The 22,934-nt window shown below is 71.7% G+C and carries 24 protein-coding genes and 1 tRNA gene; 14 read left to right on the top strand and 11 right to left on the bottom strand.

What is annotated here, in order from left to right; translation table 11 throughout:
• Window positions 1-13: 13 nt before the first annotated feature.
• Window positions 14-1,399: a glutamate decarboxylase gene (locus AB0J40_RS42995; protein WP_364465594.1), complete on the top strand. Its 1,386-nt coding sequence runs from the start codon at window positions 14-16 to the stop codon at window positions 1,397-1,399.
• Here the strand turns inward: AB0J40_RS42995 and AB0J40_RS42990 are convergent.
• Window positions 1,396-2,457, bottom strand: coding sequence for an NADH:flavin oxidoreductase/NADH oxidase (locus tag AB0J40_RS42990; protein ID WP_364465592.1), 1,062 nt, complete (start codon window positions 2,455-2,457; stop codon window positions 1,396-1,398). The genes AB0J40_RS42995 and AB0J40_RS42990 overlap by 4 nt on opposite strands.
• 75 nt (window positions 2,458-2,532) lie before the next feature.
• Here AB0J40_RS42990 and AB0J40_RS42985 point away from each other — a divergent pair, with 75 nt between their 5' ends.
• Window positions 2,533-3,159, top strand: coding sequence for a TIGR03085 family metal-binding protein (locus tag AB0J40_RS42985; protein WP_364465591.1), 627 nt, complete (start codon window positions 2,533-2,535; stop codon window positions 3,157-3,159).
• A gap of 10 nt (window positions 3,160-3,169) precedes the next feature.
• Window positions 3,170-3,355 carry a tautomerase family protein gene (locus tag AB0J40_RS42980; RefSeq protein WP_086679218.1) on the top strand — a complete coding sequence of 62 codons (186 nt, stop codon included), beginning with the start codon at window positions 3,170-3,172 and terminating at the stop codon, window positions 3,353-3,355.
• Window positions 3,356-3,392: 37 nt separating this feature from the next.
• Here the strand turns inward: AB0J40_RS42980 and AB0J40_RS42975 are convergent, their stop codons facing one another.
• Window positions 3,393-5,243 (bottom strand): prolyl oligopeptidase family serine peptidase, encoded by a 1,851-nt coding sequence (locus AB0J40_RS42975; RefSeq protein WP_364465588.1) that lies wholly within the window; start codon window positions 5,241-5,243, stop codon window positions 3,393-3,395.
• A gap of 39 nt (window positions 5,244-5,282) precedes the next feature.
• On the opposite strand from AB0J40_RS42975, the gene AB0J40_RS42970 reads away from it, so the two are divergent.
• A complete protein-coding gene (locus tag AB0J40_RS42970) occupies window positions 5,283-6,047 on the top strand; it encodes a class I SAM-dependent methyltransferase (protein WP_364465586.1) in 765 nt (254 codons plus the stop codon).
• 41 nt (window positions 6,048-6,088) lie between these two features.
• Here AB0J40_RS42970 and AB0J40_RS42965 read toward each other — a convergent pair.
• Window positions 6,089-6,162 (bottom strand) — tRNA-Pro (locus tag AB0J40_RS42965).
• A 29-nt stretch (window positions 6,163-6,191) separates the two neighbouring features.
• A complete protein-coding gene (locus AB0J40_RS42960; protein ID WP_364465584.1) occupies window positions 6,192-7,172 on the bottom strand; it encodes a metallophosphoesterase in 981 nt (326 codons plus the stop codon).
• 118 nt (window positions 7,173-7,290) lie between these two features.
• Here AB0J40_RS42960 and AB0J40_RS42955 point away from each other — a divergent pair, with 118 nt between their 5' ends.
• Window positions 7,291-9,000: a protein kinase gene (locus tag AB0J40_RS42955; RefSeq protein WP_364465582.1), complete on the top strand. Its 1,710-nt coding sequence runs from the start codon at window positions 7,291-7,293 to the stop codon at window positions 8,998-9,000.
• Window positions 9,001-9,039: 39 nt separating this feature from the next.
• Here the strand turns inward: AB0J40_RS42955 and AB0J40_RS42950 are convergent, their stop codons facing one another.
• Window positions 9,040-11,220 carry a transglycosylase domain-containing protein gene (locus AB0J40_RS42950; protein WP_364465580.1) on the bottom strand — a complete coding sequence of 727 codons (2,181 nt, stop codon included), beginning with the start codon at window positions 11,218-11,220 and terminating at the stop codon, window positions 9,040-9,042.
• Between the two features lie 344 nt (window positions 11,221-11,564).
• Here AB0J40_RS42950 and AB0J40_RS42945 point away from each other — a divergent pair, with 344 nt between their 5' ends.
• On the top strand, window positions 11,565-11,861 hold the full coding sequence (locus AB0J40_RS42945; RefSeq protein ID WP_329054225.1) for a WhiB family transcriptional regulator: 297 nt from the start codon (window positions 11,565-11,567) through the stop codon (window positions 11,859-11,861).
• A gap of 45 nt (window positions 11,862-11,906) precedes the next feature.
• Here AB0J40_RS42945 and AB0J40_RS42940 read toward each other — a convergent pair whose 3' ends face one another.
• From AB0J40_RS42940 to AB0J40_RS42930, 3 genes are read right to left on the bottom strand one after another with little or no spacing between them, the layout of a single operon-like run.
• Window positions 11,907-13,016: an ArsA family ATPase gene (locus AB0J40_RS42940; RefSeq protein WP_364465577.1), complete on the bottom strand. Its 1,110-nt coding sequence runs from the start codon at window positions 13,014-13,016 to the stop codon at window positions 11,907-11,909.
• The gene (locus AB0J40_RS42935; RefSeq protein WP_364465575.1) at window positions 13,013-14,020 is read right to left on the bottom strand and encodes an ArsA-related P-loop ATPase; all 1,008 of its coding nucleotides are present in this window, start codon (window positions 14,018-14,020) and stop codon (window positions 13,013-13,015) included. Before AB0J40_RS42935 ends, AB0J40_RS42940 begins: the two co-directional genes overlap by 4 nt.
• A 21-nt stretch (window positions 14,021-14,041) precedes the next feature.
• The gene (locus tag AB0J40_RS42930; protein ID WP_364465573.1) at window positions 14,042-14,290 is read right to left on the bottom strand and encodes a hypothetical protein; all 249 of its coding nucleotides are present in this window, start codon (window positions 14,288-14,290) and stop codon (window positions 14,042-14,044) included.
• Window positions 14,291-14,395: 105 nt separating this feature from the next.
• Here AB0J40_RS42930 and AB0J40_RS42925 point away from each other — a divergent pair, with 105 nt between their 5' ends.
• From AB0J40_RS42925 to AB0J40_RS42895, 7 genes are all read left to right on the top strand, one after another.
• Window positions 14,396-14,557 (top strand): DUF4177 domain-containing protein, encoded by a 162-nt coding sequence (locus tag AB0J40_RS42925; protein WP_003068074.1) that lies wholly within the window; start codon window positions 14,396-14,398, stop codon window positions 14,555-14,557.
• Between the two features lie 5 nt (window positions 14,558-14,562).
• Window positions 14,563-15,018 carry a RidA family protein gene (locus AB0J40_RS42920; protein ID WP_364465571.1) on the top strand — a complete coding sequence of 152 codons (456 nt, stop codon included), beginning with the start codon at window positions 14,563-14,565 and terminating at the stop codon, window positions 15,016-15,018.
• Window positions 15,018-15,644 (top strand): hypothetical protein, encoded by a 627-nt coding sequence (locus AB0J40_RS42915; protein ID WP_364465569.1) that lies wholly within the window; start codon window positions 15,018-15,020, stop codon window positions 15,642-15,644. Before AB0J40_RS42920 ends, AB0J40_RS42915 begins: the two co-directional genes overlap by 1 nt.
• A gap of 36 nt (window positions 15,645-15,680) precedes the next feature.
• Window positions 15,681-16,835: a hypothetical protein gene (locus AB0J40_RS42910; RefSeq protein ID WP_364465567.1), complete on the top strand. Its 1,155-nt coding sequence runs from the start codon at window positions 15,681-15,683 to the stop codon at window positions 16,833-16,835.
• A 106-nt stretch (window positions 16,836-16,941) separates the two neighbouring features.
• Complete coding sequence (locus tag AB0J40_RS42905) at window positions 16,942-17,760, top strand: NUDIX hydrolase (protein WP_364465565.1); 819 nt, start codon at window positions 16,942-16,944, stop codon at window positions 17,758-17,760.
• The gene (locus AB0J40_RS42900) at window positions 17,757-18,527 is read left to right on the top strand and encodes an MBL fold metallo-hydrolase (RefSeq protein WP_364465564.1); all 771 of its coding nucleotides are present in this window, start codon (window positions 17,757-17,759) and stop codon (window positions 18,525-18,527) included. Before AB0J40_RS42905 ends, AB0J40_RS42900 begins: the two co-directional genes overlap by 4 nt.
• Window positions 18,524-18,778: a glutaredoxin domain-containing protein gene (locus AB0J40_RS42895; RefSeq protein WP_364465563.1), complete on the top strand. Its 255-nt coding sequence runs from the start codon at window positions 18,524-18,526 to the stop codon at window positions 18,776-18,778. Before AB0J40_RS42900 ends, AB0J40_RS42895 begins: the two co-directional genes overlap by 4 nt.
• On the opposite strand, the gene AB0J40_RS42890 is transcribed toward AB0J40_RS42895, so the two are convergent.
• Together AB0J40_RS42890 and AB0J40_RS42885 are read right to left on the bottom strand one after the other, a co-directional pair.
• Entirely contained in the window at window positions 18,756-19,913 is a 1,158-nt protein-coding gene (locus AB0J40_RS42890; protein WP_364465561.1) for a carboxylesterase family protein, read from the bottom strand. The genes AB0J40_RS42895 and AB0J40_RS42890 overlap by 23 nt on opposite strands.
• Entirely contained in the window at window positions 19,910-20,725 is an 816-nt protein-coding gene (locus AB0J40_RS42885; RefSeq protein ID WP_364465559.1) for a VOC family protein, read from the bottom strand. Before AB0J40_RS42885 ends, AB0J40_RS42890 begins: the two co-directional genes overlap by 4 nt.
• Window positions 20,726-20,808: 83 nt before the next feature.
• Here AB0J40_RS42885 and AB0J40_RS42880 point away from each other — a divergent pair, with 83 nt between their 5' ends.
• The gene (locus AB0J40_RS42880; protein ID WP_364465557.1) at window positions 20,809-21,774 is read left to right on the top strand and encodes an Lrp/AsnC family transcriptional regulator; all 966 of its coding nucleotides are present in this window, start codon (window positions 20,809-20,811) and stop codon (window positions 21,772-21,774) included.
• A 64-nt stretch (window positions 21,775-21,838) separates the two neighbouring features.
• Here AB0J40_RS42880 and AB0J40_RS42875 read toward each other — a convergent pair whose 3' ends face one another.
• A complete protein-coding gene (locus AB0J40_RS42875; protein ID WP_364465555.1) occupies window positions 21,839-22,897 on the bottom strand; it encodes a DNA polymerase III subunit beta in 1,059 nt (352 codons plus the stop codon).
• Window positions 22,898-22,934 lie beyond the last annotated feature (37 nt).

The raw sequence follows: 22,934 nt of genomic DNA, 5'->3' as shown, positions 1-22,934 counted from the left end.
TACGTTCGGTGGCATGGTCTTGCATCAGGGGAAAACCGACCGCGACCGCACGGCCGGGACCAACCCGCTCTACGCCGGGGCGAACCCGGCCCTGGCGGCCGGCTTCGTCATGCCGCACGACAGGCTGCGCGACGACTCGCTGCCGCCGGACACCGCGCTGCAGCTGGTGCGCGACGAGCTGATGCTCGACGGCAACGCGCGGCTCAACCTCGCCACGTTCGTCACGACGTGGATGGAGCCGCAGGCGCGCGAGCTGATGGCCGAGTGCGTCGACAAGAACATGATCGACAAGGACGAGTACCCGCAGACGGCCGAGCTGGAGCGCCGCTGCGTCAACATCCTCGCCAACCTGTGGCACGCACCCGATCCCACGGACATCATGGGCTGCTCGACGACCGGCTCGTCGGAGGCCTGCATGCTCGCCGGGATGGCGCTGAAGCGGCGTTGGTCGAAGCTCGGGCGCACCGGGAAGCCGAACCTGGTGATGGGCGTGAACGTCCAGGTGTGCTGGGAGAAGTTCTGCGAGTACTGGGAAGTCGAGCCGCGGCTGGTGCCGATGGAGGGCGACCGGTACCACCTGAGCGCCGAGGAAGCCGTCGCCCGCTGCGACGAGAACACGATCGGCGTGGTGGCGATCCTCGGCTCGACGTTCGACGGCAGCTACGAGCCGGTCGCCGAGATCACCGCGGCCTTGGACGCCTTGGCGTCGCGGACTGGCTGGGATATCCCCGTGCACGTCGACGGCGCTTCGGGCGCGATGATCGCGCCGTTCCTCGACCCGGACCTGGAGTGGGACTTCCGGCTGCCGCGGGTGGCGTCGATCAACACCTCGGGCCACAAGTACGGGCTCGTGTACCCGGGCGTCGGCTGGGTGGTGTGGCGCGACCAGGCCGCGTTGCCGTCGGAGCTGGTGTTCAACGTGAACTACCTCGGCGGCGACATGCCGACGTTCGCGCTGAACTTCTCCCGCCCGGGCGCCGAGGTCGCGGCGCAGTACTACACGTTCGTGCGGCTCGGCCGGGACGGCTTCCGGGCGGTGCAGCAGGCTTCGCGCGACGTCGCTCTCCACTTGTCCGCCGGAATCGCCGAGCTCGGGCCCTTCGAGCTGCTGACCCGCGGGGACCAGCTGCCGGTGTTCGCGTTCACGACCCGCGCGGACGCGGGGTTCGACGTCTTCGACGTGTCACGCCGGCTGCGCGAGCGCGGCTGGCTGGTGCCGGCGTACACGTTCCCGGAGAACCGGACGGACCTGGCGGTGCTGCGGATCGTCGTCCGCAACGGCTTCACGCACGACCTGGCGGACCTGCTGCTCGCGGACCTGGCCCGGGCGCTGCCCGAGCTGGAGAAGGAGGGCGGCCGCCCGAAGGATCCCGCGAAGGCGACCGCCTTCCACCACTAGTGCCAGGACTTGGCGCGCGCGTACTGGTCGGGCCAGGGCACGTCGGCGTGAAGGACGTTCGCCGCCCGGAGCGGCCAGTGCGGGTCGCGCAGGAGGGCACGGGCCAGGAACACGGCGTCGGCCTGGTCGTTGCCGATGATCTCCTCGGCCTGGTGCGGGTCGGTGATCATGCCGACCGCACCGGTCGGCAGGCCGGCTTCGGCGCGGATCCGCTCGGCGAAGGGCACCTGGTAGCCGGGGCCGACGGGGATGTCCGGGTTCGGGGTGTTGCCGCCGGTCGAGGTGTCGATCAGGTCGATCCCGCGCTCGGCCAGGAGCTTCGCGAGCCGGACGGAGTCGTCGAGGGTCCAGCCGCCATCGGTCCAGTCGGTGGCGCTGAGGCGGGCGAAGAGGGGGACGTTCGTCGCCGCCCGCACGGCGTCGGCGATTTCCAGCGCGAGCCGGGTGCGGCCCTCGAAGTCGCCGCCGTACCGGTCGACGCGGGTGTTCGACAGCGGCGACAGGAACTGGTGGACGAGGTAGCCGTGCGCGAAGTGCAGTTCGAGCACGTCGAAGCCGGCGGTCACGGCTTTCCGGGCCGCTTCCGCGAACGCTTCCGGCAGGGCTGCCACCTCGTCCGTGGTGAGCTCGCGCGGAGTGGCGTACTGGCCGAACGCGGTCGCGGACGGGCCGACGCTCTCCCACCCGCCTTCCGCGGGCGGGACGCTGCCGGCGCCTTCCCACGGCCGGCGCGCCGAGCCCTTGCGGCCGGCGTGACCGAGCTGCATGCCGATCGCCGTGCCCTGGCCGTGCACGAAGTCCACGATCCGCCGCCAGGCGTCGGCCTGGGTCCCGGTCCAGATGCCGGTGTCCTGGGGACTGATCCGGCCCTCGGGGGTGACGGCGGTGGCTTCGGTCATGACGAGCCCGGCGCCACCGGTGGCGAACTGACCGAGGTGCACGAGGTGCCAGTCACCGGGGACGCCGTCGGTGGCGGAGTACTGGCACATCGGCGACACCCAGGCGCGGTTCGGCAGGGTCAGGCCGCGGACGGTGATCGGGCTGAAGAGTCGGCTCACGTGATGGATCAACGACACGTGCCGGTGGTCTCTTCCCGTCGCCGTTCCCGGGTACCGGCGGGTAACGTCGACCACATGGGTGTCGCTGCTGACGAACGCCAGGCCTTGAGCTCCCTCCTCACCGAACTCGGGCCCGACGCGCCCACCTTGTGCGAAGGGTGGACCACGCGGGACCTCGCCGCGCACCTCGTCGTGCGCGAGCACCGGCCCGACGCCGCTCCCGGGATCGTCGTGCCCGCGCTCGCCGGGTACACGCAGAAGGTCCAGGACCGCTACGCCGCCAAACCCTGGGACACCCTCGTCGCGCAGGTCCGGCGGGGTCCGGCGAAGTTCTGGCCCACCGCCATCGGCCCGCTCGACGAGCTGACCAACACCGCCGAGTTCCTCGTCCACCACGAGGATGTCCGGCGCGCCCAGCCCGGCTGGGAGCCCCGGCCCGCCGACGCCACCCGGGACGCCGCCGCCTGGAAGTCCGCGAAGCAGGCCGCCAAGCTCAACCTCCGCAAGGCCCCCGTCGGCGTCACGCTGCGCACGAGGGACGGCCGCGAGGCCGCGGTCAAGACCGGGCCGGACCCGGTCACCGTCGTCGGCGAGCCCGTCGACCTGCTGCTGTTCGTGTTCGGCCGCGACGCCGTCGCGCTCGACTTCGAAGGCGACGCGGCCGCCGTCACGAAGCTTCAGTCGGTGAACCGGGGGCTCTAGGCTGCGCGTCATGCCGATGATCAGCGTTGCCATGTTCCCCGGTCGCACCCCCGCCCAGAAGAGCGCCTTGGTCCGGGAGCTGACCGACGCCTTCATCCGCACCTGCGGCGGCAAGCCCGAGGGGGTCCAGGTGACCCTCGTCGAGATCGGCGCCGACCACTGGGCCACCGGCGGGGTCCTGCACTCCGACCGCTGACCCCGCCGGGAGACCGTGCGGCCTCCCGGCGGGTGCGTCAGCGCAGGCCGAGCGCCCGCAGTGCGAAGTGGACCTCGATCGACGTCTGCTTGATCGTCTCCGCGATCACCAGCGAGCCGTGGCCGGCGTCGTAGCGGTAGAACTCGTGGTGCAGGTCGCGGCCGGCGAGCCGGTCGAGGTAGTTCTCGATCTGGCGGATCGGGCAGCGCGGGTCGTTGTCGCCGGCCAGCACGAGCACCGGCGCCTTGACGGCGTCGACGTACGTGATCGGCGAGCACTCCCGGTACACCGCCGGCACGTCCTCCGGCGATCCGCCGAACAGCGCGCGGTCGAACGAGCGCAGCTGCTCCATCTCGTCCTCGTACGCGGCGACGTAATCCGCCACCGGCACCCCGGCGACGCCCGCAGCCCACCGCGTCGGCTGTGTGCCGAGCGCCAGCAGCGACAGGTAGCCGCCCCACGAAGCGCCGTTCACCACGCACTTGGCCGGGTCGCTGAGTCCAGTTTGGACGGCCCAGTCGTGCACCGAGGCGACGTCCTCCAGCTCGGTCAGCCCGGGCCGGCCCTCGATCGCGTCGCGCCAGGCCGAGCCGTAGCCGGTCGAACCGCGGTAGTTGACCTCGACGACGGCGAACCCGGCGTCGAGCCAAGTCGCGCGATAAGCCGAGAAGCGGTCTTCGTCGGCCGCGTGCGGGCCGCCGTGCAGCGAGAACACCGTCGGCAGCGGCCCCTCCGGCGCGTCCGGCGGCCGCGACACCAGCGCGTGGATCCGCCCGCCGACGCCTTCGACGAACGCGTCGGTCACCGGCTCCGACCCCGGCGCGCGCTCGCCCGGCGGCTCGAGCAGCACCGAGTCGGCGCCGTCGGCGGTGCGCGCCCGGACCGCGGCCGGCTCGGCGGCGCTGGACCACGAGTACTCGACCGTCCCGTCCGGACGGACGCCCGCGCCGCCGATGCGCCCGGCCGGCGTGTCCACAGAGGACAGTTCGGCCGAGTCGAGGTCGTAGCGGTACAACGAGCTCCGGCCTTCGTGGAAGTGGACGACGAGCAGAGCGCGCGCGTCCGGGTACCAGCCGGCGACGACTTCGCCGGGCAGGTCGAGCTCGATCTCGGTCTCGGTGTCCGCGCGGACGTCCCAGACGAGCAGCTCCTCGCGGCCCCGGCGTTCGTGCAGCACCAGCAGGCGCTGGTCGCCGGGCAGCGGCGAGAACTCGAGGGCGGTCAGGCCCTTGCCCTCGCCGTCCCACTTCTCCGCGACGGTCCCGAACCCGTCGGTGGCGAGCACCCGCAGGGCCGGGTGGCGCGAGTCGCCGTGCTCGGAGTGGGAGATCGCGATCAGGCTCTCGTCGCGGGAGAGCGACGCGATGCCGGCGTCGTCCGCGTGGCTGTAGAAGCGGTGCGTCTCGCCGCCGATCCGGGCGAACAGCTCGCTGCCGTCGTCGGTCGAGACGCCGACCGCGACGAGCTTCGCGCCGATCTCGAGGCCGGCGGGGTAGCCGTCGTGGACGTCCGGCACGGCCTTCTCGGGTTCGCTGCCCTCGGTCGCGGCGAAGGGCTCGCGCACCCACGAGCCGAACTCGTCGCCGTCGGTGTCGTCGAACCACCAGATCCATTCGCCGTCCGGGGACGGCGTCGCGTGCAGGGTGCCGTTCGGCCGGTCGGTGACGCGGCGGTGCTCGCCGGTCGCGCGGTTCCAGGCGTAGACCTCCCAGACGCCGCTGGCGTTCGAGACGTAGACGTTGGCGTCCGGGGCGTCGCGGGCCCAGTCGGGAGTGGAGATCCGCGGGGCGTGGAAGCGGGCGCGCCAGCGGTTCTCGGCTTCGGCGTCGTCGAACAGCCGGTCCGGGACCACCGCGGGCGGATATTGGTTCGCTGACTGCGTGCTCACCCCTCGATCCTGCCACCTTCTGGCCGTACTGTGTGCGGGGTGCTGGAGGGTTACGCGCCGGGCTACGGGCGAGACGCGGTTTCGATGATGTCCGCGCGCACGGCGGCGGAGCGCGCGACGTTCGCCCAGCCGCTGTTCGGACCCGGGATGTGGGTGGTCGACCTCGGCTGCGGCCCGGGTTCGATCACGCTCGGCCTCGCCGCGGAGTCCCGGGTGGCGGGCGTAGACCTCGACGCGGGGCAGATCGCGATGGCCCGCGACCTCGCGCGCCGGTCCGGTCGGTCCACAGTGGACTTCCTGGTGGCGTCGGCCTACGACCTGCCGTTCGCGTCCGGCAGCGTGGACGTGGCGTTTTCCCACGCATTGTTCGAGCACCTGTCCCGGCCGCTGGACGCGTTGGCGGAGCTGCGCCGGGTGCTGAAGCCGGGCGGCCGGCTCGCTTTGTCCACATCGGACTGGAGTAAGGCTCGCTTGCGCCCGAAGACGGCGAACGTCGACGCGGCGCTGAGAGGGCACTACTTGCTGCGCCGCCAGGCGGGCGGCAACCCGTTCGCCGGCCGGGTGATCGCCGACCAGTGCGTCACGGCGGGGTTCACCGAGGTGGTGTCGAGAGCGCGCTACCGCTCGGACATGAGCTACCGCGACTTGGCGAAGTACGTGGAGTCGCGGCTGGAAGAGGCGCTCAAGGAGGAGGGCCGCGACCGCGACCAGCTGGCGAGCGCGGCCCGTTCGGCCTGGACGTGGGCCCGCGGCGGTGACGGCGATTTCAGCCAGTGCTGGGTCGAGGTGACGGCGACCCGCTGAAACCAGAAGAGCCGGTGTCCGAAGACACCGGCTCTTACTCGTCGGGGTGGCGGGATTTGAACCCACGACCTCCTCGACCCGAACGAGGCACGCTACCAAGCTGCGCCACACCCCGAGGTACTGCTTAACGGGTCGTGGAGAAGTCTAGCGGACGCTGTCGCGGGCTTTTCGGGGGGCCAGCTTTCGCGACTTCGGCGACCCGGACCCGCGCGGGACCAGCGTCAACAGGCTCGCCTCCGGCGGGCACGCGAACCTGGCCGGCGCCCACGGAGACGTCCCCAAGCCGGCCGAAACGTGCAGCCACATGTGCGCTCCCCACCGCGAGGCGCCCCGCGCGCGGCTGCGATCCAGCTCACAGTTCGTGACCAGGGCGCCGTACCCCGGGAGCCGGAGCTGGCCGCCGTGCGTGTGGCCGGCCAGGACCAGGTCGTAACCGTCCGTGGCGAACGTGTCGAGGACCCGCGGCTCCGGCGAGTGCGTCACGCCGATGCGGACCGCCGCGCCGCTGTCGGCCGGGCCCGCGATGTCGGTGTAGCGGTCGCGCCGCAGGTGGGGGTCGTCGACGCCGGCCGCGAACACCGCCTGGCCGCCGACGTCGATCGTGCGGCGGACGTGCGTCAGGTCGGTCCAGCCGTGCTCGACGAACGCCGCGCGCAGGTCGCGCCACGGCAGCTGGACGCCGTGGATGCGCTTCTTCTTGCCCTGCGGCATCAGGTACCGGGCCGGGTTCTTGGGCTTCGGCGCGTAGTAGTCGTTGCTGCCGAAGACGAACAGCCCTGGCCGGTCGAGCAGCGGCCCCAGCGCGCGCAGCACGGACGGGACCGCCGTCCGGTGCGAGAGGTTGTCGCCGGTGTTGACGACGAGGTCCGGGTCGAGTTCGTCGAGCGCGGCGACCCAGCGCTGCTTGCTGCGGTGGCCCGGCAGCATGTGCAGGTCCGAGACGTGCAGGATCGTGAACGGCCGTGACCCGGGCGCCAGCACCGGCAGCTCGGCGGTGCGCAGGGTCCAGTGGCGCCGTTCGATGCCGACGGCGTAACCGAGGGTCGCGACGCCGAGCGCCACCGTCCCCGCGGCGAGGCGCTTCGCGGTGGCCCCCGACGTGCTTGTGTTACTGAGCGTGCTCACGAAGTCCAGGATACGTGCTCAACAGTTGGATGACTTCGCCGCCGTTACGGGGAACCTGCCACTTAGCATTTGCGTCGGCCCGGAGACGGGAATCAGGCCGGGGGGCTTGGGGAGAACGATGGAGCAGTTCGGGCCGTACCGGATCGAAGGCCTGCTGGGCCGCGGCGGCATGGGCGAAGTACACCGCGCCTACGACACGGCGCACGACCGCGTCGTCGCGCTGAAGCTGTTGTCCGATCCCTTCGTCGCCGACGAAGCCTTCCGCGCGCGCTTCCGCCGCGAGTCGCAGATCGTCGCGCGGCTGCGGGAACCGCACGTGATCCCGATCCACGCCTACGGCGAGATCGACGGCCGCCTGTACCTCGACATGCGGCTCGTCGAAGGCCGTGACCTGAAGGAAGTGCTCCAGGACGGGCCGCTGGACCCGGCTCGCGCCGCGGGGATCGTCGAGCAGGTCGCGGGCGCGCTCGACGCCGCCCACGAGGACGGCCTGGTGCACCGGGACGTCAAGCCGTCGAACGTTCTCGTGACGAGCGCGGACTTCGTGTACCTCGTGGACTTCGGCATCGCGCGGTCGATGACCGCCGAGGGGACGTCGATCACCGGTACCGGCAACGTGATCGGCACGCTCGACTACATGGCGCCCGAACGCTTCGGCGACGCGCCGATCACCGGGCTCGTCGACGTCTACGCGCTCGCGTGCGTGTTCTTCGAGTGCCTCACCGGGCGGCGCCCCTTCCCGGCTGAGGGCGCGGCCGCGCAGATGGGCGCGCACCTGAACGCGCCGCCGCCGGCGCCGTCGCGGGAGCGGCCGGGCTTGCCGCCGGCGCTGGACGCGGTGGTGGCGCGCGGGATGGCGAAGAACCCGGCCGACCGGTACCCGACGGCGAAGGCGTTCGCCGAGGCCGTCCGGACGGCCCTCGCCGCGCCGGCGCCGCCGATGCCGACGTGGCAGCACACGACCCCGGCCCCGGCCAACCCGCTCACCCCGCCGCGGCCGATGCCGATGCCGACGGCGCCCTACGGGGGTCCGCCGACCGGGACGTACGCGGGCCCGCCGACCGGGCCGCGAAGCGTCCCGATCCCCGTTCAGCCGCAGCCGGCCCGGCCGGCGAAGTCCCAGCGGAACCGGTGGATCGCGCTGTGCGCCGCGCTGGCGGGAGTCGTCGTGGTGGCACTGGTGATCACGTACGTGGTGACCAAGGGCCAGACGGCGCAGACCGGCGGTCCGGGCCCGACACCGCCGGTGACCGTCACGAGCTCCGCGCCGCCGACGCCACGCGACACGACGCCGGAGACGCCACCGTCCACTTCGGACTCGAAACCGGCGCCAGACGGCAAGCTGTTCGCCGCGCTTCCCGCGGTCTACAAGCAATACACGTGCGTGCCCGCGCCGCCGCCGCCCGGCGCGGCCGCGGCGGCCGAGTGCACGGACTCGAACGTCGGCGACGTCAAGATCGGCAACGTGGTGTTCCGGCAGCCGACCGGGGCGCGGTTCCTGCGCTTCGCGGACGCGGCGGCGATGGACGCGTTCTTCCAGGACATCGTGAAGACCCAGGGGCTCACCCGAAACGACGCACAGGGCGCGTGCCGGCCGGACAAGTACCCGAAGATCTGGGGGACGTACTACCGCGCGGAGGTCCGCAACCCGATCCCGGGCGAGTACCTGACGTGCTTCCTCGGCGACCCGGCCCAGCTGGTCTGGACGGAGAAGAAGGACCTGGTGGCGGGCATCCTGCTGTCCACCAAGGTGACGACGAACGACGAGCTGGACCAGCTCTACCAGTGGTGGAACACCGAGGTCCTGTCGGACATGCCGCAGAACTGAAGAAGGGCCCGCGGTTCCCCACGGGCCCTTCCTGCCGGGCTAGCGGGCGCCGCCGCCCATGTACTGCGGATCCGGTTGCGGCAACGGCAACACCGGCTGGCTCGCGTCCATGATGTTCTTCATCGCGCCGAACCACGTCCGGGCCGGGGCCTTGCCACCGAAGATGTTGCCGGTGGGGCAGACCCGGACCGTGCCGGGTGCGTTGCCGTCGCAGATACCGCCCTGGCCGCCGCCGAACTTGAACGTCATCGCCGCGCCCGCGAGCTGCGGGGTGCCGCCGACGAACGTCGCCGAGACGTTGCCCTGCGTCGTGCCCGTCTTGCCGATCATCGGCCGGTTCCAGCCGACCGCCGCCGCGGCGCCTGCCGACGTGCCGCCCGGCTGGTCGTCCTTGCTCATGCCGACCGCGAGGGTGTTCGCCAGGCCTTCGGGCACCGCCTGCTCGCACGGCGCTTCCTTGATCGGCACCGGCTGGCCGTTGCGGTCGGTCACCGCGGCGATCGGCGTCGGCGGGCACCAGACGCCACCGGACAGGATGGTCGCGGCGACGTTGCCCAGCTCCAGGCCGCTCAGCGGGCTGAAGCCGAGGGTGAACGCGCCGAAGCCCGGCCAGCTCCCCTTCGGGCCGTAGTACTCGGCCTGGGTCAGGCGCTTCTCGTCCTTGTCCGACTTCGGGTCGACCGTGCCGCCGCCGACGTTGCTCGCCATCGTGTCGCGCATGCCGAGCCGCTTGGCCATGTCGATGCCGGGCGCGGTGCTGCCGAGCCGGTCTTCGAGCTCGACGAACGCGGTGTTCGGCGACGTCGCGAGCGCCGTCTGCAGGGTCGCGCCCTGGGCGATGCGGCTGTAGTCACCGGCGTTGCCCACGCAGTACCAGCGCGACCGCAGCGGCGGTCCCGTCGGCGGGCAGTTGTTGCCACCACCGCTGAACACGTGGGACACGTAGGTGTCGGGCACCTGGACCGGCGAGAAGATCCCCGCCACGCCCTTTTCCATGGCCGCGGCCGACGTGAAGATCTTGTACGTCGACCCCGCGCCGCCGGTGTTGTAGACGCCGGTGGGCAGCGCGTACGTCGTCTGCCCGGCGTCCTGGTCCTGGCCGTAGTCGCGGTTCGCGGCCAGCGCGACCACCTCGTGCCGGTCCTTGCCCGGTCTGACCAGCGACAGCGTGTTCGCCACGTACTTCTGGGTCTTGTTGACCTGCGTCTCCGCCGAGACCTTCGCCTCGTGGTTGGCGCGCTCGTCCAGCGTGCTCTTGATCGTGTAGCCGCCGGTGTAGAGCTGGTCCTTCGTCATCCCGCCGGCCTTGAGGAGGTAGTCCTCGACGTACTGGCAGAAGAACCCGGACTCCGGGCCGGCGCCGATGCAGTTGGCCGGGGGCTTCGCCGGGCTGTCCGGCACGACGCCCAGCGGCTCGCCCTTGAAGCGGTCGGCGTCGGCCTTGGCCAGCTTCTTGTTCTCCACCATCCGGTCGAGCACCAGGTTGCGGCGCGCGGTCGCCTTGTCCGCGTGCTTCCACGGGTCGTTGTTGATCGGGTTGTTCACCAGCCCGGCCAGCAGCGCGGCCTGCGGCACGGTGAGCTTCTCCGGCGTGGTGTTGAAGTACGCGTGCGCGGCGGCGCCGATCCCGTAGATCTGGCGCGAGAACTCGACGATGTTCAGGTACCCGGCGAGGATCTGCTGCTTGGTCAGCTTCGTCTCGAGCTGGATCGCGATCCGCGCTTCCTTCAGCTTGCGGGCGATCGACTGCTCCTGTGCCTTCTTCTGGCCGACCTGGTCGTTCCGGTAGACGACGTTGATCAGGTAGTTCTTCACGTACTGCTGGGTCAGCGTCGAGGCGCCCTGGGTGTCGGCGCCGGTGCTGTTGCTGACGGCCGCGCGCAGCGTGCCCTGCCAGTCGACGCCGTGGTGCTCGTAGAACCGCTTGTCCTCGACCGAGACCAGCGCCCACTTCATGGCTTCGTTGATCTGGTTCTCGTTGATCGGCAGCCGGTACTGGTCGTACAGGGTCGCGATCGGCTTCCCGGTGCTGTCGGTGACCGTCGTCACCAGGGGCGGCGGGATGTCCGCGAGGTCGGAGGAGGTCTTCTCCACCGTCTCGCTGGCCTGGTTGGACATGACACCGGCGGCCCCCACGACCGGGAAGAGCATGCCGGCGACGAGCACCCCCGCGAGCAGACAGAGGCCGATGAGCTTGAACAAACCATCCGCTTTTCGCACGAGGGCCAGGCTACCCGGGGCGCGTGGGGCGCCGGTGACGCCGTGTCTCCGAGGGTGTGAATTCAGTGACAAAACCGACCCCCTTCGGTGACATCTGGTAACGGAAGGCATCCTGGGTCTCGACGGGGGGAACCGAGGGCCCCTACAGTCCGTCAACGTCTCACGAAGAAAAGCCGACGGATGGATCAACGCGGGTGGGAGCTCGCCTGGTCCGATCGGCGGCACCGGCACCGGGGAGGTGCCCGGGAACCGACGTGAGCAGAGGGAGACACGCTCGCGGGGGCAAGGGAGCGCAGTGCCTTTCCCCGCTGGTGCGTCGATCACCAGGGTAGGGAGCTGGGGGTATGGAAACCAACCAGTCGAGCTGGCGAATCAACGCGTCCTGCCGGGACGCCGACCCGGACGGCCTGTTCGTCCGGGGCGCGGAGCAGAACCGGGCCAAGGCGGTCTGCATGGGCTGCCCGGTCCGGACGGAATGCCTCGCCGAAGCACTCGACGGCCGGATCAACTTCGGCGTGTGGGGAGGCATGACCGAACGGGAGCGGCGGGCGTTGCTGCGCCGCCGCCCCGACGTGGTGAGCTGGGCGGACCTGCTCGAAGCGGCCAAGCGGGACGCGGAGGAGCGGGTGGAGGTCGGCTGAGCGGTCGCGGGCGGCGCGGCCCTGCCGGCGCGCCGCCCGTGTCACTCAGCCGGCGAGCTTCACGCCGATGTCGCGCAGGCCGTCGAGGTCGTGGACGTCACCGGCGAGCGCGGGCACCCGGGCCAGCGCCACCTCGGGGTGCGCCCGGGTGAACCGCGCCAGCAGCCGCTCCTCGCGGGCCGCCAGGCCGACGCGGTCCGCGTGCAGCCGCAGCACCGCCTCGGCCAACGGCGCGTTCTGCAGCGTCTCGGCCGCGGCCAGCGCCTCCGCGCCCGACAGCGAAGCCAGCACCGGGTGCGTCCGGTTCGCGATCAGCCCCGCCAGCGGCATCGACTCCGACGACAGCCGCTCCACGAAGTAGGACGCCTCGCGCAGCGCGTCCGGCTCCGGCGCGGCCACCACCAGGAACGACGTCCCGGACGAGCGCAGCAGCTCCGCCGTCTTGCGGGCGCGCTCGCGGAAGCCGCCGAACATGCTGTCGAACGCCTGCATGAACGCCGACGCGTCGGTCAGCAGCTGGCCGCCGATGATCGTCGACACGGCCTTGGCGAACATCGAGAACCCGGCGTTGACGACCTTGCGCAGGCCCCAGCCGCCGGCCTTCGCCGGGCCGGTCAGCAGCCGGATCATCCGGCCGTCCAAAGCGGACGACAGCCGCGTCGGCGCGTCCAGGAAGTCCAATGCGGACCGGCTCGGCGGGGTGTCGACGATGATCAGGTCCCAGTCGCCCGTCGCCGCCAGCTGGCCCAGCTTCTCCATCGCCATGTACTCCTGCGTGCCGGAGAACGACGTGGAAATGGTCTGGTAGAAGGGGTTCTTCAGCAGCTGCTCGGCGCGTTCCGGGCCGGCGTGCACGCGCACCATGTCGTCGAACGTGCGGCGCATGTCGAGCATCATCGCCCACAGCTCGCCCTTGGGCTCGAACCCCTCGACCTGCACCTGCTTCGGGTGGTTGCCGAGTTCGCGCAGCCCGAGGGCCTGGGCGAGCCGCCGCGCGGGGTCGATGGTCAGCACCACGGTCTGCCGCCCGCGCTCGGCCGCACGCAGGGCCAGCGCCGCCGCGGTCGTCGTCTTGCCGACGCCGCCGGAGCCGCAGCAGACGATCACGCGGCTCTCTGGGTCGTCGAGCAGCGCGTCGATGTCGATGGTGGTCACAACCGCACCCCCTGGTCGGTCAGGGCCTCGGCCAGGTCGTAGAGGGCCGCGACGTCGACGCCGTCGGTCAGGTCCGGCAGTTCCAGGGTCGGCAGGTCGGCCTCGGCGAGCTGCTCGCGCGCCCGCTGTTCGGCGGCGACCCGCACGGCGTGCTCGACCGTCTCGTCGACCAGCGCGTCCAGGGTCTCCTGCGGCAGCTTCAGCCCGGCCGACGCGAGCCCGTCGCGGACGCGGGAGGCGTCGACGCGGCCGTCCGCGGCGGCGGTCACCGACCGGGCGGGCAGCCGCGGCGGCCGGACCCGGTTGACCAGCACGGCGCCCGGGCGCAGGTCGGCGCCGTCCAGCTCGGCGACGGCCTCGACGGTCTCGCGGACCGGCATCTCCTCCAGCAACGTGGCCAGGTGGACCACCGTCTCGCCGGAGTGCAGCAGCCGCACGACGCCCTCGGCCTGGCCGCGGATCGGGCCGGTCTTCGCCAGATCCGTGAGGGCCTTGGTGACGTCGAGGAACTTGACGACCCGGCCGGTCGGCGGCGAGTCGACGACGACGGCGTCGTAGGTGTGCCGCCCGTCGGACTCGGTGCGGCCGACGCACTCCTTGATCTTCCCGGTGAGCAGGACATCGCGGAGCCCGGGAGCGAGCGTGGTCGCGAACTCGATCGCGCCCATCCGCCGCAGCGTCCGGCCGGCGAAGCCCAGGTTGTAGAACATTTCGAAGTACTCGAGCAGCGCGGCTTCGACGTCGATGTGCAGCGCGCGCAGCTCGCCCCCGCCGGGGACGGCGGCGATGCGCTGCTCGGCGTACGGCAGCGGCTCGGTGTCGAAGAGCTGGGCAATGCCCTGGCGGCCTTCGACCTCGATGAGCAGCACGCGCCGGCCTTCGCGGGCGAGCGCGAGGCCGAGCGCGGCGGCCAGCGTCGTCTTGCCGGTCCCGCCCTTGCCGGTGACGAAGTGCAGCCGGGCGCGGGCAAGCTCGTCGGTCCAGCCGGCATGGGGAGTGGTCACTTCTTCACCCTAAATCAGCTCTCAGCTGGCCAGCAGCATGACGCTGACCGCAGCGGCGACCGCCGCGACCAGCACCCAGGCGACGAGCCCGGGCAGCACGGTGAGGGTGAGCACACCCACGACGAGCAGCAGCGTGAAGGTGATCACGCCGCCGAGCGCGACCTGGCCGGAGCTCTGCGTCCGGTCGCGCACCTTGGCCATCACGACGAGCACCAGGGGCAGCCCGGCCGCCGCGAGCAGCGCCGTCGCGATCACGCGCCACGTTTCCACGTGCCCACGCTAGCGACGTGAGATGGGCCACACCCCGGCGCGTCGCGCGCCGTTTTCCGGCGGCGGCACCCGGCGGTCTTGCCCGCTTGGCTACGCTCCCGGTTCATGAGCGCCACCAAGTGGGAGTACGCGACCGTCCCCCTCCTGATCCACGCGACGAAGCAGATCCTCGACCAGTGGGGCGAGGACGGCTGGGAGCTGGTCACCGTGCTGCCGAACCCGAGCGGCGAGCAGCACGTCGCGTACCTCAAGCGTCCGAAGGGCTGACCCGCGTGAGCTGGAGCGAACGGCTGAAGGAGCTCGGCATCGAGCTGCCCGGCGTGGCCGCCCCGCTGGCCGCCTACGTGCCCGCCGTCCAGAGCGGCAACCACGTCTACACCTCCGGCCAGCTGCCCTTCGTCGACGGCGTCCTCGCCGCGACCGGCAAGGTCGGCGCGGAGATCAGCCCCGAAGAGGCGAAGGGCCACGCCCGCACATCGGCGCTCAACGCGCTCGCGGCCGTGCACGCGCTGGTGGGCATTGACAACGTCACCCGGATCGTCAAGGTTGTCGGCTTCGTGGCTTCCGCGGAGGGCTTCACCGGCCAGCCGGCGGTCGTCAACGGCGCGTCCGAGCTGCTCGGCGAGGTCTTCGGCGACGCGGGCATCCACGCCCGCTCGGCCGTCGGCGTCGCGGAGCTGCCCATCGGGTCGCCGGTGGAGGTCGAACTGATCGTGGAGGTGCAGTGATGGACCCGGACATCGAGCAGTCCACCCACGAGCTGCTGCTCCGGCTGGCCGGGCGGCTGCCCGACCAGCTGCTGTGGCGGTTCCGCGACTGGCTCGGCGAGGGTGCCATGGGCACCCTCGCCCGGACCCTGCCGAGGTCTTTGCTTAAGCACAGGATTGACCTCGACCAAACGGAGTACCGCCTGCTCGTGGCGGGTCTGATCCCGCACGGCGCCGACTGGCACCAGGTCAGTTCGACGCTGGGGGTAGACGACGTTGCCGAGAACCGGTACACATTCACGGCGAGTGCGCCCGAATGGGTTAACTCGGTCGACTCCGTGTCCGTGTTGATCCACGCAACGTTGCGAGGTCGCCCGGACGTGGGGGAAGTGCGGCAGAGCTGGCGACACGTCGGTGTGGTCGGGCAGGGCACGGCCAAGCGCGTCCTGCTGATCACCGCGCTCACCGGTCTGCCGAGGTTGACCGGCGAACTGCAGCGGGTGCTGCGCGTGCTGGGCGACGAAGAGCCCAGCGTCGAGGTCATCCCGCCGCGCTTCGACCTGCCGGAGTACCACCGGGCCGCGCTGGCCGATTCGGAGCTGGTCTGCGTGGGCGCCGCTGCGGGGAACCGGCTAGTAGCCGCATAACGCTCGCCCGCCAGCGAGCTGGGAGGGAGCAAGGCAATGGTGGAGGTCCACGACGGCCCGCCCATGGACGGGTTTTCGGTGCCCCTGCGCCTGCACAACCTGTTGCTGGCCCTGGCGGGCCGGATCGACGACAGCGCGCTCACCGAGGCGCGTGAGCTGATCGCCCGGGCCCACATCGACGAGGCGGTCGAGCTGACCACCGGCACGCTCATCGCGGGCCGGATCCCGGTCAGCTCCGCCGAGCAGCGCGAGCTCGCGCTCGTCCTCGAGATGAGCCGGTCGGACGCGACGCTGGCGAACGACCTGCTGGTCGACGAGGCCGAGCCGGTCAACACGCACCGGTTCAGCGGCGAGAACTCCCCGGAGTTCGGCATCGCCGAGGCGCTCGACCGGACGCTGCAGGTCCTGCCGGACGTCCGGTCGGTGCACGCGGTGTGGCGCAACACCCCGGCCGGCAGCGTGCCGGGCGCGCTGCCGCAGCGGGTGGTGCTCGTCGAGCTGGGGCCGGAGGGCAACCCGCCCGCGGTCGCGTTCCGCGTCGACACGGCGCTCCGCCGCGCCGGGATCCACTCCGTCGTCGAGGTCAGCGGTCCGGGTGTCGCGCACTCCGAGTACCACCAGGCCGCTTCGGCGGCCGCGTCGCCGGCGTGGGTGACCGGGAACACGACGTCGTCGGCATCGGCGTACCGGCCGTCCGAGCCGGTCAAGCCGGCGGCCACGGTGAAGGCCGAGCCGGTCGCGGAATCGTCGGGCAGCAGGCACAGCATCCGGTCGAGCACGGCCACGACGACCCCGCCGGAGCCGGTGGCACCGGTGGTGCCGATCGTGTCGCCGCCGCCCGCCCCGGAGCCGCCCCGCCAGTCGCGGGCCGAGCGGTCTTCCGACCGGTCCGAGACGCGGGCGGAGCGCACCGCCGACCTGACGCCGGCCGAGGTCGCGCAGCTGCGGCAGGCGCTGGCCGAGGACCCGGAGAAGGGCCGCGAGATCGCGGCGGGCAAGCCGTCGATGCACGAGGTCGTCGAGCTGCCCGCGCTGGACCTGGACGACCCGAGCCTGAGCGAGCGCGACCGGGCGCTGCTGCGTGAGCTGCACGCCGAGCTGGCCGAGCGCGAGCGGGCCGAGGCGGCGAAGATGCGGCTCAACGGCGCTTCCCGCTCCGGCGGCGACCAGCGCGGCTGGACCGCCCCGTAGTTTGCGGTGCAAAGCCGCACTTTCCCTAGGAAAGTGCGGCTTTCGCTGTGTCTGGGATGCCACAACTGCGCGACGGAACGCGGGGGTCCGGAGGTATGTTCCGGTGGTGGAGCAGCCAACGGAGTTTGTCTTCGACCTCCCCGTCGGTACCGGGGTAGCCACCCGCGCCAACGCCGACGGGCCGCCCGTCGTCCCCAAGGACGCGGCCACCGTGATCCTGGTCCGGGACGGCGCCGACGGCGTCGAGATCTTCCTGCAGCACCGGGTCAAGGGCATGCCGTTCGCGGGCGGGATGACCGTCTTCCCCGGCGGCGGGGTCGACAAGCGCGACGCCGACGCGTCGGTGGCGTGGGCCGGCCCGGAGCCGTCGTGGTGGGCCTCGCGGTTCGGCTGCGACGACGCGCTCGCGCGGGCGCTGACCTGCGCGGCGGTGCGCGAGACGTTCGAGGAGTCCGGGGTGCTGCTCGCGGGCAGCGCGGACGCCGTCCTCACCGACGTCGCGCCGTACGCGGCCGCCCGCCAGGCCCTGGAGACGCGTGAGGTGTCGCTGGCCGGATTCCTCGCCGACGCGAGCCTGACGTTGCGAGCCGATCTGCTGCGCCCGTGGGCGCACTGGATCACGCCGGAGCAGGAGCCGCGCCGCTACGACACCCGGTTCTACGTCGCGAAGCTGCCCGAAGGCCAGGAGGCCGACGGGGCGACGTCGGAGGCGTCGAGCTCCGGCTGGCAGCGTCCCGAAGAGGCCATCGCCGACGCGCGCGAAGGCCGCCGGATGCTGATGCCGCCGACCTGGCTGACGCTGAGCGAGCTGGCGAAGTTCGCGACCGCCGACGACATCCTGAACGAGCGGCGCGAGATCGTCCGGATCGCGCCGACGCTCGTCCGCGAGAACGACCACGTCCGCGTCGTACTGGAGAAGCGATGAGTGCCCCCGCGTACGGCGTGCTGCGCCAGGTGTCCGAGACGGCGTCGGTGCTGCTGGAGAACAACCCGTCGTCGATGACGCTCGAAGGCACCAACAGCTGGGTGCTGCGGGCGACGCCGGACTCGCCGGCCGTGGTCGTCGACCCGGGCTACCGCGACCTCGAGCACCTCGAACTGCTGGCCGCCGTCGGCGACGTCGAGTTGGTGCTGCTCACGCACTTCCACCCCGACCACGCCGAGGGCGCGCCGTGGTTCGCCGAGCGCGTCGGCGCGCCGGTCCGGGCGTTCGACCCTTCACTGTGCATCGGCGCTTCGTCCTTTGTGGACGGTGAGGTGATCTCGGCCGGCGGTCTCTCCCTCCGGGTCCTGCACACGCCGGGGCACACCGACGACTCGGTGTCGCTGGTGCTCGACGGCCAGGTGCTGACCGGCGACACCATCCTCGGCCGCGGCACGACGGTGCTGCACGACCTCGGTGACTACCTGCGCTCGCTGCGGAAGCTGATCGAGCTGCCGGCGGGCACGCTCGGGCTGCCCGGGCACGGTCCAGAGCTGCCCGATCTCCCCGCGACCGCGCGCGAGTACCTTGCCCATCGGGAACAGCGGCTGGACCAGGTGCGTTCGGCTCTGAAGACGCTGGGTGCGGACGCCACCCCGCGCCAGGTCGTCGAGGTCGTGTACGCCGACGTCGACCGGGCGCTGTGGGCGCCGGCCGAACTGAGCGTGCAGGCGCAGCTGGACTACTTGCGGTCGGAGGAGCAGGGATGAGCAACGTCGAGGTCGAGTTCTACTGGCGGCCGGGGTGCGGGTTCTGCGCCGCGCTGGACCGGCCGATGTCGCGCAGCGGCTTCAACATCCGCAAGATCAACATCTGGGAGGACCCGGCCGGCGCCGCGCGCGTGCGCGAGGTCGCGAACGGCAACGAGACGGTGCCGACCGTGATCGTCGGGTCGACCGCGATGGTCAACCCGTCCTTCGCCGAGGTGGAGGCCGCGGTCAAGGCAGCTTCGGCGGGCTGAGCGTGCCGGGCCGCGCTCCGTGGAGGAAGGCGGCCCACACCTCGCGCAGCCCGGTTGCGTTCTCCAGGCCCTTCGGGGCGCCTTCGAGCATCGGCGCGTCCCAGACGTCGTGGGTGCCGAAGAGGAACGGGATGTCGATGCAGTGGCAGGCTCCGAACCGGTTGCCCGGGGCCTGCCAGTCGAAGCGGTAGGTGAAGGCGCCGAGCTTCTTCGCCAGCCGGTCGCTGGTGAAGAAGCGGTTCCCTTCGTCGATCACTTCTTGTGGCGCATCGGGGACGAAGGCGCGGAGTTCTTCGCGGGTCCAGCTGATCAGCGCCGGGCCTTCGGGTGCCGCTTCGATGAGGTCGTCCGCGACGAGGTCGCCGTCGGCGACGAGCTGGAACGGCGGCTCTAACGAGCCGGGCTTGCCGGGGACGGAGAGCTGGGCGGCGATCAGCCGCTCGACCGGGGCCGTGCGGATGTCGTCTTTCAGGGCTTCGGCGAACCTTCCGGCGGACACCGCGGCTTCGTCCGGTGTGGACGGTCGCATCCCGAGTGGCGCGCTCTGCAGCGCGATCCGCTTGACTTCGGTGCGCGCCGACGACCACAAGGCGAGCGTCGACTGCGCGCCCGCCGACTGTCCGGCGAGCGTGACCTCGGCCGGATTCCCGCCGAACGCGGCGATGTTGTCCCGAACCCAGCCGAGCGCGGCGAGCTGGTCGGCGATGCCGAGGTTCGGCGGAACGCCTTCGGCGCTCAGGAAGCCCAGCACGCCGAGGCGGTAGTTGAGCGTCACGACGACGACGTCGGCCTCGCGGGCCAGGCGCGTGCCGGTGTACCAGACCTGGCCGCCCGAGCCGCTGGAGAACCCGCCACCGTGGATCCACACGAGCACCGGACGGCTCCCGGTGGTCGACGGCGTGAAGACGTTGAGGCTCAGGCAGTCCTCGCTCTGCGGCAGCGGCATCGGCCCGAGGGCGTGCTCCAGTCGTGACGGCGGTTGCGGTGCCGCGGGTCCGGCTTCGAGCGCGTCGCGGACGCCGGTCCACGGTTGCGGCTTTGTCGGTGCTTCGAAGCGTTTGGCTGTGGCGTACGGGATGCCCTTGAACTCGTGCGCGGTGCCACGGATCCGGCCGGTGCTGGTTTCGACGATCATCGTGTCTCCTGTTCGAAGTAGACGGCGGCTCCCAAAGCGTCCTCGGCGCGGACGAAGAATCCATGGCGGTGCGTGGTGGTCGGGACGTGCTGCTCGATCAGTGTCCGCGCTTTCGCCAGATCCGCGACCACGACCCCGTGGGCGGCGAAGTACGGCAGCTCCTTCGGGGTCTCGCCCGGCAGGAGGTCGTTCACCCCGACGATGTCGACGAGGTCCTGGCCGTCGGTTATTACGGCGTAACGGCTCTTGTAGGCGGCGATCTCGTCGTCGGGGACGACGAGGACGATCCCGGCGACGGCCGTGGCGCCGTTGGGGTGGTCGAGGTAGCGCGGCTGGTGGACGTACTCCGGGGTGAGGTGTTCGGCGGTGTGAAGGATGCCCTCGGGAGTTCGGTCACGTCTGATGTGGACACTGCGGAAGCGCGCGGTGCGAGTGCCGTCGGGCAGTTCGACGTCCCGTTGCAGCTTCAGCACTCCCGAGGTCGAAAGGCCGGCTTCTTCGAGCCTCTTCGAGGCCGCAGCGGAGTCGTCGACGCCGAAGGAGCAGCCGTGGAGGCCGTCGCCGCGGGCGTCGAGGATCGGCAGGACGTGCCAGGGGTCGCCGGCGGCTTCGTCGACGATGCCGATGAGTTCGAGGAACGAGCCGCCGAAGCAGGCGCAGCGGTTGGCGGTGCAGCTCGGGACGGGTTCGCTCGTGCCGGTCCTCGCCGCGAAGTGCCGCGACGGCGGGCTGAGCGTGAAGCCGAGCTGCTCGTAGCGCTGCCAGGTGCGTTCGTAGTCCCTGGTCAGGAAGACCGTGTGGTCGATGTTCACGGCTCCAGGATTCGCCGTTCCGGCACTTTCTTCCCTCGATGCTCGCATTGTGCGCGGAATTCGACACCACTTAGGCTCGGTTGGTGGAATCCGGCCTGCTCGACGACCTGGACCGCCGCTTGGCGCACGCGTTGCAGCTGGACGGGCGGGCGTCGTTCAGCACGATCGCATCGGTGCTGGGGGTGTCGGACCAGACGGTGGCGCGCCGCTACCGGAAGCTGCGGTCGTCCGGGGTGCTGCGGGTGGTGGGCGTCCCGGAGGCGGCGCCGCTGGGGCAGGTGCACTGGCTGGTCCGGCTGCGCTGCGTACCGGACGCGGCGGGGGCGATCGCGGCGGCCCTGGCCCGGCGGCCGGACACCCAGTGGGTGAGCTTGATGTCGGGCGGGACGGAGATAGTGTGCTTCATCCGGGCACCGCTGCGCGAGGAGACGGACGGGTTGCTGCTGGGCCGGCTGCCCCGGACCCCGCGGGTGGTGTCGATGACGGCGTACCGGCTGCTGCGCCGTTTCGCGGGCGGCCCGGCGGGGTGGCCGGGCCGGTCGAGTGCGTTGTCCGCCGCTGAGGTCGCTGCTTTGCGCCCGGCGTTTGCGGCTGTTCCGTACCACCCGGAGCCGGGCGACGCAGCCCTGCTGGCAGCGCTGGCCCACGACGGACGTGCCGACATGTCGACATTATCGGCGGCATCGGGCCGCTCGGAGTCGACGGTCCGCCGCCGGCTGTCGGCGTTGCGGGCATCGGGCGCGTTGTACTTCGACGTGGAGGTGGACGCGGCCCTGCTGGGCTACCCGCTGACGGCGACGTTGTGGTTGACGGTGGCACCATCGGCATTGGAGTCAACGGGGCGCGCGTTGGCGAAGCACCCACAGGTGGCCTTCGCGGCGGCAACCACAGGGCCGGCGAACATGGTGGCGAACGTGGGCTGCCGCGACGACGCGGCGTTATACGCGTATTTGGCGGACGACCTGGGTGGGCTGGCGGGGGTTCAGCAGGTGGAGACGGCCCCGATGATCCGCACGTTGAAGCGCTTCGGCACGCTGCAGCCGGCGTAGCAGGACGAGCCGTGCGGGCGACTCACGCCGCCGGCGGGCAGCTGGTTCACCCAGGGGGCCGGACCTACCGGGCCAGCATCGGCATGAGGTAGTACGTCAGCTCCACCTCCCCGGGCTCCGCCGCCCTCAGGACGCACGCCCGCATCCCCGGCTGGATCGACAACTCCACCCGCTCGCCCGCGAACGCCTGCAACGCGTCCAGCAGATACCGGGCCTGGAACGACGGCGACGTCCGCCCGCCGCTGACCTCGGCCTTCAGCGTCTCCTCCGCCTCGCCCGTGTCCTGGCGGGCGCTCGCCAAACGGACCTGCGCGTCGCCGACCTCCAACGTCAACACCCGGCGGTCCTCCGCGTACACCCCTACCCGGCGGACCGCCGCCGCCAGCGCGTCCGATGAAAGCGTCACCCTCGTGTCGACCGCGGCCGAGGGGATCGAGTCCTCCGACAGGAACCCCGCGTCGAGGACCGCCGTGCCCACCAAACCGCCGGGCCAGCTCAACCCGAACCGGCCCGGGCCCGCGTGCAGGCCGACCACGCCCTTCGCCTGGCGGGCCGCCTCCGTCAGCAGTGTGGCCGGGACCAGGACGTCCAACGAGCCCGGGGAAAGCAGCGGCAGGCGGGCCACCGCCATCCGGTAGCGGTCCGACGCCGTCAGCGTCAGCCGGTCGCCTGCCTGCAGGCGGACGCCGGTGAACAGCGGGAGCGGGTCGTCCTTCGAGGCCGTTCCCGCGACGATCCGCAGCGCCGACGCGAACGCCGCTCCGTCCACTTCGGACACCTGAGGCAGCTCGGCGACCGGTGGGCCGACCTCGGTGGACAGCAGCGGGAGCGCGAACCGGGCGTTGTCGACCCGCAGGGCCAAGCGGCTGCCTTCGACGACCAGGCGAACGAGGCCGTCGAGCATCTTCAAAGTCTCGGCCAGCGGGGCCGCCGGCACGGTGACCGAGCCGTCCGTGTGGGCCGTCGCCGGGCAGTCGAACCGGACGGCGAGGTCCGGGTCGCTGCCGGCGACCGTCAGCCCGGCCGCGTCCGCCCGCAACCGCAGTCCGGCGCGGGCGGGCAGCAGGCGCGAAGCGGCGGAAACGGCCGCCGACAGGCGGTGGGCAGGCGCGGTGACGTCCATTCCGCAAAGCTAGCGGCGACCACCGACAAAAACGCCA

Source organism: Amycolatopsis sp. NPDC049691 (assembly GCF_040675005.1).
Lineage (GTDB): Bacteria > Actinomycetota > Actinomycetes > Mycobacteriales > Pseudonocardiaceae > Amycolatopsis.
Note: the sequence above shows the minus strand (reverse complement) of the source record. Positions and strands in the feature narration are given on the sequence as shown.

Excerpts from the sequence above, each read along its gene's own strand:
- AB0J40_RS42980 (WP_086679218.1), top strand. The coding sequence starts at position 3,170 with ATGCCGATGATCAGCGTTGCCATGTTCCCCGGTCGCACCCCCGCCCAG.
- AB0J40_RS42895 (WP_364465563.1), top strand. The coding sequence starts at position 18,524 with ATGAGCAACGTCGAGGTCGAGTTCTACTGGCGGCCGGGGTGCGGGTTC.
- AB0J40_RS42910 (WP_364465567.1), top strand. The coding sequence starts at position 15,681 with ATGGTGGAGGTCCACGACGGCCCGCCCATGGACGGGTTTTCGGTGCCC.
- AB0J40_RS42985 (WP_364465591.1), top strand. The coding sequence starts at position 2,533 with ATGGGTGTCGCTGCTGACGAACGCCAGGCCTTGAGCTCCCTCCTCACC.
- AB0J40_RS42955 (WP_364465582.1), top strand. The coding sequence starts at position 7,291 with ATGGAGCAGTTCGGGCCGTACCGGATCGAAGGCCTGCTGGGCCGCGGC.
- AB0J40_RS42945 (WP_329054225.1), top strand. The coding sequence starts at position 11,565 with ATGGAAACCAACCAGTCGAGCTGGCGAATCAACGCGTCCTGCCGGGAC.
- AB0J40_RS42875 (WP_364465555.1), bottom strand. The coding sequence starts at position 22,897 with ATGGACGTCACCGCGCCTGCCCACCGCCTGTCGGCGGCCGTTTCCGCC.
- AB0J40_RS42900 (WP_364465564.1), top strand. The coding sequence starts at position 17,757 with ATGAGTGCCCCCGCGTACGGCGTGCTGCGCCAGGTGTCCGAGACGGCG.
- AB0J40_RS42925 (WP_003068074.1), top strand. The coding sequence starts at position 14,396 with ATGAGCGCCACCAAGTGGGAGTACGCGACCGTCCCCCTCCTGATCCAC.
- AB0J40_RS42915 (WP_364465569.1), top strand. The coding sequence starts at position 15,018 with ATGGACCCGGACATCGAGCAGTCCACCCACGAGCTGCTGCTCCGGCTG.
- AB0J40_RS42890 (WP_364465561.1), bottom strand. The coding sequence starts at position 19,913 with ATGATCGTCGAAACCAGCACCGGCCGGATCCGTGGCACCGCGCACGAG.
- AB0J40_RS42995 (WP_364465594.1), top strand. The coding sequence starts at position 14 with ATGGTCTTGCATCAGGGGAAAACCGACCGCGACCGCACGGCCGGGACC.